Origin of the sequence: Pseudomonas sp. B21-051, assembly GCF_024748795.1 — a bacterium.
Classification (GTDB): Bacteria; Pseudomonadota; Gammaproteobacteria; order Pseudomonadales; family Pseudomonadaceae; genus Aquipseudomonas; species Aquipseudomonas putida_A.
Genome location: NZ_CP087166.1, coordinates 1,549,187 through 1,562,669, shown reverse-complemented (window position 1 = coordinate 1,562,669; position 13,483 = coordinate 1,549,187). Strand labels below are relative to the sequence as shown.

Below are 13,483 nucleotides of genomic sequence, written 5' to 3'. Positions count from 1 at the left end.
CCTGGCATCTTTTCTTGCCGCCCGTGACTTCGCCGAAGGCTCTGGGTCGCGAAACCGGCATTTATGGTCGCGAAGTTTGCCATAAACCTTGGCTTTTGGCGCCTTCTCCCGCAAAACGCACTCCCTGTAGGAGCTGCCGCAGGCTGCGATCTTTTGATCTTGATCTTTTAAAAAGCAAAATCAAAAGATCGTCCGATCGCGGCCCGAGCCTGCGGCAGCTCCTACAGGGGCGATGCGGAGTTGGGGATCAGGCCTCGACCTGACTCCACTGCTTGCTCAGCCGTTTGTCCGAGATCGGTGCTTTCGTCCCCAACTGCTGGGCGAACAGCGACACCCGGTATTCCTCCAGCCACCAGCGGTACAACTCAAGCTGCGGATCGCGTTTGCCTTCCTGGGCATGCTTGGCGGCACGAGTCTGGTATTGCGCCCAGAGACCGGCGAGTTCGCCGCTCCACACTCGATCCTTCTGCACCTGCGCACCGAGCTTCTCGAAACGCTGCTCGACCGCCTTCAGATAGCGCGGCAATTCCTTGAGCCATTGCATCGGCGTTTCCCGGACGAAACCCGGATATACCAGATGGCTGATTTGCTGTTTGATGTCATTCAGCGCCACAGCCTGCGCCAGATCGATCTTGCCCTTGAAGCGTTTTTGCAGGCCGTGCCACAGCTTGAGAATCTCCAGCGTCAGCCGCGCCACGCGCTCGGCGTGTTCGGTCCAGCTGCCGCGTTTGCGTTCAGCCAATGCGGCGAGCCCGGCGCCGTCACGCGGCAACGGGTCTTCGCCTTCCAGAATGCAGCTGTCGAGACTGGCGAGCAGAATGTCTTCGACCAGCGCATCCACTCGGCCCAGCTCGCGATACAGCAGGCCCAACTCGGTGATACCCGGCAGTTTGCTGCGCAGGAACTTCGCCGGCTCGGCCAGTTGCTGCAGCAGCAGCCGCTGTAAGGCGCGACGATGCTGGAACTCGGCTTCGGCCGGGGTCGAGAACCGCCCTTCCTTGACTGTGCCGCCCTCTTCCACCAGCGCCGGATAGACCGTCATCGACAATCCGGCAATCTTCTGCTGCGTCTTTTCCGCCACCGGGGCGAAGACCTTGGCCTCCACCGGTTGCTGACTTTTCGCACTCTGCGGCACCGCCAAAGCCGCCTGGCTGGCTTCGGCAAAACGCGCGGTAAGCTCGGCCAGATCGCGGCCCTCGCCGAGGAACTTGCCCTGGCCGTCGACGATTTCCAGGTTCATCCGCAGATGGCTTTCGACCTGCTGCGCCGCTTCCGCCCATGCTTCATCGCTGACGCGTGCGCCGGTCATGCGCAGCAACTCGCGACCGAGCGCTTGCGGCAGCGAGCCCTCGGCGAAGGTCATGCGCTGCAACGCCGCCTTGATGAAGTCCGGCACCGGCACGAAGTTCTTGCGCAAGGCTTTCGGCAGATTGCGCACCAGCGCAATGCACTTGGCCTCGATCAGCCCCGGCACCAGCCATTCCAGACGTTCCGGCGGCAGCATCGGCAGCAGCGGTGCCGGCACGCGCAGGGTCACGCCGTCGCGCGGGTGATTGGGTTCGAAGTGATAACTGAGCGCCAGTTCCAGATCACCGATGTGCAGCGTGTCCGGGTAGTCGCGCGCGGTGACTTCACTGGCCTCGCGAGCCAGTACGTCTTCTTCGCGCATGATCAGCAGTTGCGGGTCTTTCTGGCTGTTGACCCGATACCAGCTGTCGAAGGTCGCGGTCTGGTGAATCTCCGCCGGCAAGCGCGCATCGTAGAACGCGTACAGGGTTTCTTCGTCAGCGAGAATGTCGCGGCGCCGGGCCTTGGCCTCCAGTTCGTCGAGCTGCTCGAGCAACTGCTTGTTGGCGGTCAGGCACTTGGCTTTCGACTGAATCTCGCCGCGCACCAGACCTTCGCGGATAAACAGCTCACGCGAGACCACCGGATCCACCGGGCCGTAATGCACCGGGCGGCGACCGACCACGATCAGCCCGAACAGGGTGATCTGCTCGTAGGCCACGACCTGGCCGCGCTTCTTCTCCCAGTGCGGTTCGAAATGGTTTTTCTTGATCAGATGCCCGGCCAGCGGCTCGATCCAGTCGGCATCGATCTTGGCGACCATCCGCGCGTAAAGTTTGGTGGTTTCCACCAGTTCGGCGGTCATCAGCCACTGCGGACGTTTCTTGCCGATGCCCGACGACGGGTGAATCCAGAAACGCCGCTGACGGGCGCCAAGGTAATCGCCGTCCTCGGTTTTCTGACCGATCTGGCTGAGCAGGCCGACCAATACTGCTTTGTGCAGTTTCGGGTAATCCGCCGGTTCCTTGTTGAGGCTCAACTGCATGTCGCGGCAGATCAGGCTCAACTGGCGATGAGAGTCACGCCACTCGCGCAGACGCAGATAATTGAGGAAATTCTTCCGGCACCAGTTACGCAGCGGACTGGCGGTCAGCGCCTGGCGCTGCTCTTCAAAACCACGCCACAGATTGACCAGCCCGGCGAAGTCCGAATCGCTGTCTTTCCATTGTGCGTGGGCCTGATCGGCTGCTTGCTGACGCTCCGGCGGACGCTCGCGCGGATCCTGAATCGACATCGCGCTGGCGACGATCAGTACTTCCTGCAGGCTGCCGAGTTTTGCCGCTTCCAGCAACATGCGGCCCATGCGCGGATCGACCGGCAAGCGCGCCAACTGGCGCCCGAGCGGGGTCAGCTGACTATTGCGGTCCACCGCCGAGAGTTCTTGCAGCAGGTTGAAACCGTCGCTGATCGCCTTGCCATCGGGCGGTTCGATGAACGGGAACGCAGTGATTTCGCCGAGGCGCAAATGCAGCATCTGCAAGATCACGGCGGCAAGGTTGGTGCGCAGAATTTCCGGATCGGTGAATTCCGGGCGACCGAGGAAATCTTCCTCGCTGTACAGGCGCACGCAGATCCCCGGCTCGACCCGGCCGCAGCGACCTTTACGCTGATTGGCGCTGGCCTGGGAGATCGCTTCGATCGGCAGGCGCTGAACCTTGGCGCGATAGCTGTAGCGACTGATGCGCGCGGTGCCGCTGTCGATCACGTAACGGATGCCCGGCACGGTCAGCGAGGTCTCGGCAACGTTGGTTGCCAACACCACGCGCCGCCCCGGATGCGACTGGAAAATCCGCTGCTGTTCGGCCGGCGACAGGCGCGCGTACAGCGGCAGGATTTCGGTGTGTTTGAGCTGGGCCTTGCGCAGCATGTCGGCGGCATCGCGGATCTCGCGCTCGCCGGGCAGGAACACCAGCACATCGCCGGGACTGCGGCGTTCGCTGCGCTCGTAGGCGGCAATTTCGTCGAGGGTGGCGAGGATCGCCTGATCCACGGTCAGGTCGTCTTCGACACGGTTGCCCTCTTCATCCTGCTCCAGGGTCAGCGGGCGATACCAGGTGTCCACCGGGAAGGTGCGACCGGACACCTCGACAATCGGCGCATCGTCGAAATGCCTGGAGAAGCGCTCCAGATCGATGGTCGCCGAGGTGATGATGACTTTCAGATCCGGGCGACGCGGCAGCAGGGTTTTCAGGTAACCGAGCAGAAAGTCGATGTTCAGGCTGCGTTCGTGGGCTTCGTCGACGATGATCGTGTCGTAGCGCTCGAGGTAGCGGTCGTTCTGGGTTTCCGCCAGCAGGATGCCGTCGGTCATCAGCTTGATCAGGGTGTTGGAATCGCTCTGATCTTCGAAGCGCACCTGATAGCCGACCAGCGAACCGAGCGGTGTGCCGAGTTCTTCGGCGACCCGGCTGGCGACACTGCGCGCAGCGATTCGGCGTGGCTGGGTGTGGCCGATCAAGCCATGCTGGCCGCGACCGATTTCCAGGCAGATCTTCGGCAACTGGGTGGTTTTACCCGAGCCGGTTTCGCCAGCGATGATCAGCACCTGATGCTTCTCCAGCGCTGCCTTGATTTCGTCGCGCTTGGCGGCAATCGGCAGGCTGTCGTCGTAACGAATCACCGGCAGGCTGGCACGGCGCGCCAGCACCTGATCGCAGGACGCCTGCATGCGCGCCACCCACTGGGCCAGTTTGGCCTCGTCGGGTTTCTTGCGCAGCTCAAGCAACTGCCGCCGCAGCCGGTGACGGTCGGCGAGCATGGCGTGATCGAGGTTTTTCAGCAGTTTGTCGATGGAGGGCGATTCGTCGGTCATCGGGTACGCAATTCGGTCGTCTGTTTATGCAGGGGGGCGATTGTCGCAGATTTTGCCCTCGATTGACCTGCTTACCCTGTGGGAGCTGCCGAAGGCTGCGATCTTTTGATGTTGTTTTTTTAAAAGCAAAATCAAAAGATCGCAGCCTGCGGCAGCTCCTACAGGGGGGAGTTATTCGTTGTCGAGGCCTTTACGGCGGTAGGGGAAGACATCGATGACTTTGCCGGCGCGAATCGCCTCCTGCAAACCCTTCCAGTAATCGGCGTTATACAACTCGCCATGCAGTTGATCGAACAATTTGCGCTGCCCGGCATCGGCGAACAGGAACGGCGGAAACTCTTCCGGGAATACGTCCAGCGGCCCGATCGAGTACCACGGCTCGGAGGCCATTTCGTCCTCGGGGGTACGCGGCGCGGGGATGTGGCGGAAGTTGGCTTCGGTCAGAAAACAGATCTCGTCGTAGTCGTAGAACACCACGCGCCCGTGGCGAGTGACGCCGAAGTTTTTCAGCAACATGTCGCCGGGAAAGATGTTGGCCGCCGCCAGTTGTTTGATCGCCAGGCCGTAATCCTCCAGTGCCTCGCGCACCTGCGCTTCATTGGCGTTTTCCAGGTAGAGGTTGAGCGGGGTCATCCGGCGCTCGGTCCAGCAGTGGCGGATCAGCACCGTGTCGCCCTCGACCGAGACCGTCGACGGCGCGACCTCGAGCAGCTCTTCCAGACACGCCGGATCGAACTTGCTCAGCGGAAAACGAAAATCGGCGAACTCCTGGGTATCGGCCATGCGCCCGACCCGGTCGACGCTTTTCACCAGACGGTATTTTTCGATCACCGTCGCCCGGTCGACGTTTTTCGACGGTGAGAAACGATCCTTGATGATCTTGAACACGGTGTTGAAGCCCGGCAGGGTAAACACACTCATGACCATGCCGCGCACGCCGGGGGCCATGATGAACTGGTCGTCGGTGTTGGCCAGATGATTGATCAATGCCCGGTAAAACTCGGATTTTCCGTGCTTGTAGAAACCGATCGAGGTGTACAGCTCGGCGATGTGTTTACCCGGCAGGATGCGCCGCAGGAAGCCGATGAACTCCGCCGGCACCGGCACATCGACCATGAAATACGAACGGGTGAAGGAGAAGATGATCGACACATCAGCTTCGTCGGTGATCAGCGCGTCGATCTGAATCCCGCGGCCCTCGCGGTGCAGCAATGGAATCACCAGCGGCCACTGCTCGTCGCGGGTATAGATGCGCCCGACCAGATACGCGCCCTTGTTGCGGTACAGCACCGAGGAAAACAACTCGACGCTCAGCTCCGGGTCCTTGCACACCCAGTCCGGCAGGTTCTCGCGCAGTTGCGACTCGAGGCGCTGCAGGTCGCCCGGCAAATCGGCGTAGTCCTCGCTGAAGCGATAGTCGGCAAAGATGCTGGCGAGCATCGATGACAACTGCCCTTGCGGCTTGTAGGTGCGGGTTTGCGCAGCCCGGGCGCGGCGCAGGCTTGGCCGGGTGGTGTGGATGAACATGCAGCCGTCGCTGATCAGGTCGTGACTGAACAGCCCGCAGAAAATCGAGTTGTACCAGGTCTCGGACAGTTCATCGTCGAAGCGCAGATCAATGACGCTGATGTAGGCGCTTTTCACCAACGGCCAGCTGCCGACATTCATCAGCGTCTCGTCGTCGAAATGCTCGCGCAGGCGGGCGATGGTTTCGCCGACCTTTTCTTCGTAGAGATTGATCCGCGCCGCCGACGCGGTCTGCGTCTCCTGCCAGCGCGCCTGCTCGAAGCGCTCGCGCGCACCGTCGGTGATCCGCCGGAAATGCTCGCGGTAATCGTCAAAGCCATCGAGGATCATGCGGGCGATGTCGGTGGCTGGCCATTGCTGCGGCATAGAGGAGACCTCGGCGTGCAAGTGGAAATCTGTGCCTGAGCTTAGCCACGGATGCATGCGCAGGAGAAGTGCAATTTCTGCCAAAAGCGCGGCAGGGTTGTACAGCGACACAGTTTTTAGCAAAGTTTTTTGAGTCGACCGTTCGGTCAATTATCCGCCCTCTCAGTCTCATCGGCCTCCTCGCGCCAGCCCGCGAATTCCCTGGGGTTCGGATCCAATAACCGACCCGCCGCTCTGGCTCGCGGTTTTACCGCTGTGATCCCCCCTGTCGATCCAATAGAAGAACTGCCCACAGATTGGTCTTACCAAAATAGTGGCACTTTGATATACAGCCCGCCAGTACCCGCCTCACAACAAGATCCTCGGCCCACGAGGACGACCTCTTCCTCATAGATCAAGGAGCACATTGATGTCTATCCGCAATCTGCGCATCGGTTTGCGCGCCAGTTTGAGTTTTGCCGTATTGGCCGCCCTGCTGGTGGTGGTCGGTCTGTTCGGCCTGGGCCAGATGAAAAATCTGCGTGAGAGCGCAACGGTGATCGAGGAATCGTGGATGCCCAGCATCGAGAGCATTCACGATGCGGCGGCGAACATCGCCAACATCCGCCTCGAATCCCTGCGCCTGATCACCAGCACCCAGCCGGCGGTACGCGACACAAGCAAAGGCCTCATCAAGGTGCAGCGCGAAGAATTGTCCAAGCGCCTGAAGGACCACACCGCTCTGCTGGCCAGCGATGCGGAACGGGCGATGCTCGACGGTTTGAATAGCGACGTCGCCAAGTACATGAGCATCCTGGACCAGATCATCGCTCAGATCGACGCCGGGCAAGGTGAACAGGCCTATGCCCGCTTGAACAATGAACTGGCGCCACAGGGCAGGATCCTCGACAAGGCGCTGGAGCAGATGATCAGCTTCAACCAGCAAGGCGCCGACAGCGCCGCCGAAGCTGCTGCCGGGGTTTATCAGCAGGCGCTGTGGATTGTCGCGACGATCATCGTTGTCGCCCTGATCGCTACCCTGCTGCTGGCCTGGCTGCTGACCCGCAGCATCACCGCACCGATCAATCAGGCCCTGTCCGTCGCGCAAAAAATTGCCGCCGGCGACCTCAGCGGCCAGATTGCCGATCATGGTCGCGATGAGGCGGCGCAGTTGCTCAGCGCCCTCGCCGAGATGCAGAACAACCTGCGCTCGACCATCCGTGGCATCAGCGAATCGGCGCAGCAACTGGCCTCCGCCGCCGAAGAAATGAGCTCGGTGATGGAGCAAAGCACCCGTGGCCTGCAACAGCAGAACGATCAGATCGACCAGGCCGCCACCGCCGTCACCGAGATGAGCACCGCGGTGGATGAAGTTGCGGCCAACGCGGTGTCCAGCGCCGAGGCCTCCGAGGCCTCGAACGAGGACAGCAAACACGGGCATGTGCAGGTCAGCGAGACCATCAGCTCGATTCAGGAACTGGTCAGCGCGGTGCTGGGTGCGTCGGAACAGGCCGAAGGCCTCGCCACTCAGGCTCAGGACATCAGCAAGGTGCTGGAGGTGATTCGCGGCATCGCCGGGCAAACCAACCTGCTGGCGCTCAACGCCGCCATCGAAGCGGCGCGCGCCGGTGAGGCCGGACGCGGCTTTGCGGTGGTCGCCGATGAAGTGCGCTCCCTGGCGCAACGCACGCAGAACTCCACCGAAGAAATCGAGCTGATGATCAGCAGCATCCAGCAAGGCACCGGTGCCACTGTCGGCGCGTTGCAAAACAGTGCCGAGCAGGCCAGCCACACGTTGCGCCGGGCCAACAGTGCCGGTCAGGCGCTGGAGAAAATCACCGCGTCGATTGCGCAGATCAACCAGCGCAACCTGGTGATCGCTAGCGCGGCCGAGCAGCAAGCGCTGGTGGCGCGCGAGGTTGATCAGAATCTGGTGACCATTCGTGACCTCTCGACCCAGACTGCCGCCGGCGCTACCCAAACGTCCGCTGCCAGTCAGGAACTGTCACGGCTGGCGATCGACCTCAACGGCCTGGTCACGCGCTTCGTGCTCTGAATGAAAAATTAAATGCCCGATTGACGGTTGCCATCGACAGGGCGCTCAGCAACACTCTCGTCCCGATCAAGGAAGGAGTGCCATCGTGAGCGCTGTCGATATTTTCCGCATGCTGTCACTGGCAGCCATCTGGGGCGCGAGCTTCCTGTTCATGCGCATCATTGCGCCGGTGATCGGCACGATTCCGACCGCGTTCTTTCGGGTGTCGATTGCGGCCGTGGGCTTGCTGGTGATTCTCGGGCTGATGCGCATCAGTTGGGATTTCAAGGGCAAACTGAAAACCGTGATGTTGCTGGGGGTGATCAACTCCGGGATTCCGGCGACGCTGTATTCGGTGGCGGCGCAAGTGTTGCCGGCCGGTTACTCGGCGATCTTCAACGCCACCACACCGTTGATGGGCGTATTGATTGGCGGGCTGTTTTTCAGCGAAAAACTCACTGTTGCGAAGCTGACGGGTGTGTTTCTCGGCCTGTTCGGTGTCGGCGTGCTGACGCGCGCAGGTCCTGTGGCTTTCGATCTGCAATTGCTGATGGGCGCCCTCGCCTGCCTGCTCGCTACCACTTGCTACGGCTTCGCCGGGTTCCTCACGCGGCGCTGGCTGGATCACAGCGGCGGGCTCGACAGTCGTCTCTCGGCCGTGGGCAGCATGCTCGGCGCCTCGCTGTTTCTGTTGCCACTGTTCGGCTACAGCGTGATCACCGCCCCTCCGGCAAGCTGGGGTGGGTGGAATGTCTGGCTGTCGCTGCTGGGCCTGGGTCTGGGCTGCACGGCGTTCGCCTACATCATCTATTTCCGCCTGCTCAGCTCCATCGGCCCGGTCAAATCGATGACCGTGACCTTCATGATTCCGGCGTTCGGCGTGTTGTGGGGCGCATTGTTGCTGGATGAACCGCTGTCGATGGCGCACCTGTATGGCGGCGTGTTGATTGCGCTGGCGTTGTGGCTGGTGTTGAAGCCGGCGGTGGTGAAGCCCGCTGCCGCAACAGTCCGCTGATTTTGCGGCGTTAACAAGTCAGCCTTCGCGAGCAAGCCCGCTCCCACACTGGATCTGGGCAACAGCATAAATCCCTGTGGGAGCGAGCCTGCTCGCGATGGCGGCCGAACAGCCGCCATCGGTTTACAGATCAGCTGGATTTACGGAACACAAACGCCAGCCCAACAATGATCAACAGCATCCCCAGCACACTCAACGCCGCCAGACGATTGCCGAAAATCAGGTAATCCATCACCGCCGTCACCGCCGGCACCAGATAGAACAGACTGGTGACATTCACCAGATTGCCCCGGGCGATCAGGCGATAGAGCAACAGCGTCGCCAGTACCGACACCACCAGTCCCATCCACAACACCGGCACGATAAAACCTGTGCTCTGTTCAAAGTGGAACGGCTGAAATGGCACAAATATCCCGCACAACAACAGTCCAGCCAGATACTGCACCGGCAATGTGCCGAGGGGATTGTCGGTGATGCGCTTCTGCATGATCGAGCCAACCGTCATGCTCGCCAGCGCCAACAGACCGAACAGCATCCCTGCCCAGGACATCCCTGCCAGTCCGATCCCCTGGTAAACCACCATGATAAGCCCGGCCAGCCCCAGCGCCAGACCGAACATCCGGCTCGCCGAGCGCTGGCGCTCCATCAACACCACGGTGAGGATCGGCTGTACGCCCATGATGGTCGCCATCACCCCCGGCGTGACTTTGGTATTCAGGGCCAGCAGATAGAAAATCTGATACGCCCCCAACAGCACCACGCCCGTTGCAATCGCAAACAGCATCGGCCGACCGCCCTTGGGCAGCTTCAACTTGAGCAGCGGCGTCAACAGCAGCAGCCCGCACAGCGCGATCACAAAGCGCATCAGCAAAAAGGCAAACGGCGAAGCGTGGGCCAGCCCCCATTTGGAGAAGATCGCCCCGCTGCTCCACAGCAGAACGAACAGGCTCGTGGACGTCGCCGCGAGCACGGATTTTTTCGAAAGGACAAACATGAATACCACCTGTAGTCAGGCAAATAGCCAACTCAGCCGAGGCTGAAATTCAGTAGGTTTTTCTGGCGGGCGCAGGGGTCGGCAGAGAATGCCGATCAGCCCGAAACGCCAACGCCCGGCGGTGATACGACGGCGCACACCGGCGTGCTACTGACAGGTGGAGGGTAATGACTGATCTGCCCTGGCTGCTGATTCCCGCACGGCACGACGCCAGCGTTGACCGCTGAATCGACTACCGCTTTGCTGAGGGATACAGGCATTGGGGCTGATCTTTTTTGAAGGGTTTAAAAAGTGAATCACTGGGTTCACGAGCGCCGACTATAACCAGCGCGGGACATGGATTGCAACGATTTGGACAAAGGGCCAGCAGGGACAGCTCGATGGCGGGCGCATAGGCTGATGAGCAACGGCTACGCCCATTGATGGGGAGACAGGGAATGCTCGGGATCACATGCCAAGGGAACGGACGAATTTGCGGTATCAGTTGTATCGGTCAGAGGCTAGGAAGCAGGCTGCTATCGTTATCCTTCAACTACAACTTCAGTTGGAACACCATGGTCCGACTGCCATCGATTTGTCGAAAGTACGTTTCGAACCTATCGACCAACAAGCACTACAGGCATCAACTCTCTGGAGAGACCAGCACTTTTGCTGGAATGAGGTCATTGAATGGAAAGGTCGAGAGCCCTTATCTCTGGACATCGCTATCTGGTTTGAAGAGGAACTTTGCGGGCTGTGTTTCGCAAATCCGAATGCCAGCAAAAACAGAATACGAATTGTGCGTCTGGAGGGGCGCCCCTACGAATCCCATCCGTTGAAAAGACGTATTGGGGCACTGGCGATGATTGTGATTGAACAATACGCCCAACTCATTGGTAGCAAGGTTCTCGAGATCCAAGAACCTTTAAAGGGCGCGATTTCCCACTATCAAGAGCTTGGCTTCGGCTTCGACGCTGATGGCCGCCTTGTCAAAACCCTGGATAACCTAGTATGGTGAAAACTGTTCAATTAACGATCAACACTGGTGGAGAAATGAGCAAATCAACAAAAAAGCCTTCCTCCAGAAAAGACATACTTCCTCTCGGCAAAAAATCCGGCGAGATAATGCTTACTGCGAGTCAGAGGCGTCTGCTGCAGTTACTGATAACGGGCACTGAAAGCGAAGAGCCAAATGTACTCGCCGCTGGCCGACTTTAGACTTATCGACAAACAAAAAACCGCTCACCAGGAGCGGTTTTTTTATTTCAACATCCGGCTTCAACCAAACAGCCAATACCCCAGCAACGTCAGCACCAACACCGCCAGAATCGGACGCAGGATGCGGTAGGCCTTGGGATTGCGGCGCTTCCACTGTTTGACCACGCCGCTGAACCGGTCGCTGAAGTTCTTGCTCCAGGCGTAGGCCTGGTTGATGCCGCCGACACGTTCGTCATCAAGGTTCTGCGGGGCGGTGGCGCGTCCCAGCCAGGCGCTGATGGCGCGGTTGATACGGGTCATCAGGCGGTTGCTCAGCGGGCGTTCGACATCGCAGAACAGGATGACGCGGGTTTGTTCGGTTTCGTTCTTGACCCAGTGCACGTAGGTCTCGTCGAACATCACGTCTTCACCGTCGCGCCAGGCGTAGACCTGACCATCAACGAAGATCCGGCAATCGTCGGAGTTCGGTGTCGACAGGCCCAAGTGATAACGCAGCGAGCCGGCAAACGGGTCACGGTGCGGGTTCAGATGGCTGCCACCCGGCAATAGCGCGAACATCGCGCCTTTGACGTTAGGGATCGCACTGACCAGCGCCACGGTCTTCGGGCACAGGGTTTCGGCCGACGGCAGCGGTTTGTCGTACCACTTGAGGTAGAAACGTTTCCAGCCTTTCTTGAAGAACGAGCCGAAACCGGCGTCATTGTTCTTCTCGGCGGCGCGGATGTAGCCCTCGTCGAACAGGTGCATGGCCTCGTCGCGAATGGTTTCCCAGTTATCGCGCAGCACATCCAGTTCCGGAAACTTGCTGCGATCCAGATACGGCTTGGACGGAACGCCGGAGAACAGGTACATCAGCGCGTTGTACGGGGCGAACAGCGCCGAGTGGTTGACGAACTGACGCAGTACCGGCAGACGCGCCTTGCCGCGCAAATGCACATAGAGGATGCTGCCCACAAACAGCAGCAACACCAACACCTTGGCGGCTAACGAAAAGGTCATCAACGACTCCTTGAATAAAGACAACGCTGCGCAATGCCCTTTAGCCGGCATGGCAGCCGGCCATGATAAACACTACCGGCCTCGGGAAAAACCCGCTGAACCCAAGATTCAGTGTTAAGAATTGCGCAACAAAGCATTTATTAGCATAACGATCCTGAACCCCGGCTGATCTGAGTCAATTCGACTACTGCTGATTCTCCTGCTCGGTGAACAGATCACTGAACAACATGCTCGACAAATAGCGCTCACCGGAGTCCGGCAGAATCACCACGATGGTCTTGCCCTGCATTTCCGGCTTCTCGGCTAAACGCACTGCCACGGCCATAGCCGCGCCGCAAGAGATACCGCACAAAATCCCTTCTTCCTGCATCAGACGCAGCGCCATGGCCTTGGATTCGTCGTCGGTGACTTGTTCAACCCGGTCGACCATCGACAGATCGAGGTTCTTCGGCACGAAACCGGCGCCAATCCCTTGAATCTTGTGTGGGCTCGGCTTGATCTCTTCACCCGCCAGCGCCTGGCTGATGACCGGCGAAGACACCGGCTCCACTGCCACCGACAGAATCGGTTTGCCCTGGGTATTCTTGATATACCGCGAAACGCCGGTGATGGTTCCGCCGGTCCCGACGCCAGCCACCAGCACATCGACGGCGCCATCGGTGTCGTTCCAGATTTCCGGGCCGGTGGTTTTTTCGTGGATCGCCGGGTTGGCCGGGTTATCGAACTGCGACGGCATGAAGTATTTGCCGGTGTCGCTGGCAACAATTTCGGCAGCCTTCTCGATCGCGCCTTTCATGCCCTTGGCCGGTTCCGTCAAGACCAGTTCTGCGCCGAGGGCCTTGAGCACCTTGCGCCGCTCGATACTCATCGACGCCGGCATGGTCAGCATCAATTTGTAGCCACGGGCGGCGGCAACGAAGGCCAGACCGATGCCGGTATTGCCCGACGTCGGTTCGACGATGGTCATGCCCGGCTTGAGTTTGCCGCTGCTTTCGGCGTCCCAGATCATGTTCGCGCCGATCCGGCACTTGACCGAATAACCGGGGTTGCGCCCCTCGATCTTGGCCAGAATGGTCACGCCACGCGGCGCGATGCGGTTGATCTGCACCAGCGGCGTGTTGCCGATGGAATGGGCATTGTCAGCGAAAATACGGCTCATGGCTGGGTCCTTATGCAGCGTTGAATTCAGCCTTTCAAGGTATGCCTGTTGCC

The 13,483-nt window shown here is 60.0% G+C and carries 8 protein-coding genes; 3 read left to right on the top strand and 5 right to left on the bottom strand.

Annotated elements, in window-relative coordinates; genetic code table 11:
• Positions 1–247 precede the first annotated feature (247 nt).
• Both hrpA and aceK read right to left on the bottom strand, forming a co-directional pair.
• Positions 248–4,159: an ATP-dependent RNA helicase HrpA gene (gene hrpA / locus LOY52_RS07045; protein WP_258678895.1), complete on the bottom strand. Its 3,912-nt coding sequence runs from the start codon at positions 4,157–4,159 to the stop codon at positions 248–250.
• A gap of 171 nt (positions 4,160–4,330) precedes the next feature.
• A complete protein-coding gene (gene aceK / locus LOY52_RS07040) occupies positions 4,331–6,052 on the bottom strand; it encodes a bifunctional isocitrate dehydrogenase kinase/phosphatase (RefSeq protein WP_095138571.1) in 1,722 nt (573 codons plus the stop codon).
• Between the two features lie 409 nt (positions 6,053–6,461).
• Between aceK and LOY52_RS07035 the strand changes: the two genes are divergently transcribed.
• Entirely contained in the window at positions 6,462–8,087 is a 1,626-nt protein-coding gene (locus LOY52_RS07035; RefSeq protein ID WP_258678894.1) for a methyl-accepting chemotaxis protein, read from the top strand.
• 85 nt (positions 8,088–8,172) lie between these two features.
• Positions 8,173–9,081, top strand: coding sequence for a DMT family transporter (locus tag LOY52_RS07030; RefSeq protein ID WP_115988002.1), 909 nt, complete (start codon positions 8,173–8,175; stop codon positions 9,079–9,081).
• Between the two features lie 130 nt (positions 9,082–9,211).
• Here LOY52_RS07030 and LOY52_RS07025 read toward each other — a convergent pair whose 3' ends face one another.
• Positions 9,212–10,075 (bottom strand): DMT family transporter, encoded by an 864-nt coding sequence (locus LOY52_RS07025; RefSeq protein WP_258678893.1) that lies wholly within the window; start codon positions 10,073–10,075, stop codon positions 9,212–9,214.
• A gap of 472 nt (positions 10,076–10,547) precedes the next feature.
• Between LOY52_RS07025 and LOY52_RS07020 the strand changes: the two genes are divergently transcribed.
• Complete coding sequence (locus LOY52_RS07020; RefSeq protein ID WP_309474939.1) at positions 10,548–11,072, top strand: hypothetical protein; 525 nt, start codon at positions 10,548–10,550, stop codon at positions 11,070–11,072.
• 260 nt (positions 11,073–11,332) lie between these two features.
• Here the strand turns inward: LOY52_RS07020 and LOY52_RS07015 are convergent, their stop codons facing one another.
• A complete protein-coding gene (locus LOY52_RS07015) occupies positions 11,333–12,271 on the bottom strand; it encodes an aspartyl/asparaginyl beta-hydroxylase domain-containing protein (protein WP_007969614.1) in 939 nt (312 codons plus the stop codon).
• 184 nt (positions 12,272–12,455) lie between these two features.
• On the bottom strand, positions 12,456–13,430 hold the full coding sequence (cysK, locus tag LOY52_RS07010; protein WP_041070300.1) for a cysteine synthase A: 975 nt from the start codon (positions 13,428–13,430) through the stop codon (positions 12,456–12,458).
• Positions 13,431–13,483 lie beyond the last annotated feature (53 nt).

Excerpts from the sequence above, each read along its gene's own strand:
- hrpA (WP_258678895.1), bottom strand. The coding sequence starts at position 4,159 with ATGACCGACGAATCGCCCTCCATCGACAAACTGCTGAAAAACCTCGAT.
- aceK (WP_095138571.1), bottom strand. The coding sequence starts at position 6,052 with ATGCCGCAGCAATGGCCAGCCACCGACATCGCCCGCATGATCCTCGAT.
- LOY52_RS07035 (WP_258678894.1), top strand. The coding sequence starts at position 6,462 with ATGTCTATCCGCAATCTGCGCATCGGTTTGCGCGCCAGTTTGAGTTTT.
- LOY52_RS07025 (WP_258678893.1), bottom strand. The coding sequence starts at position 10,075 with ATGTTTGTCCTTTCGAAAAAATCCGTGCTCGCGGCGACGTCCACGAGC.
- LOY52_RS07015 (WP_007969614.1), bottom strand. The coding sequence starts at position 12,271 with ATGACCTTTTCGTTAGCCGCCAAGGTGTTGGTGTTGCTGCTGTTTGTG.
- cysK (WP_041070300.1), bottom strand. The coding sequence starts at position 13,430 with ATGAGCCGTATTTTCGCTGACAATGCCCATTCCATCGGCAACACGCCG.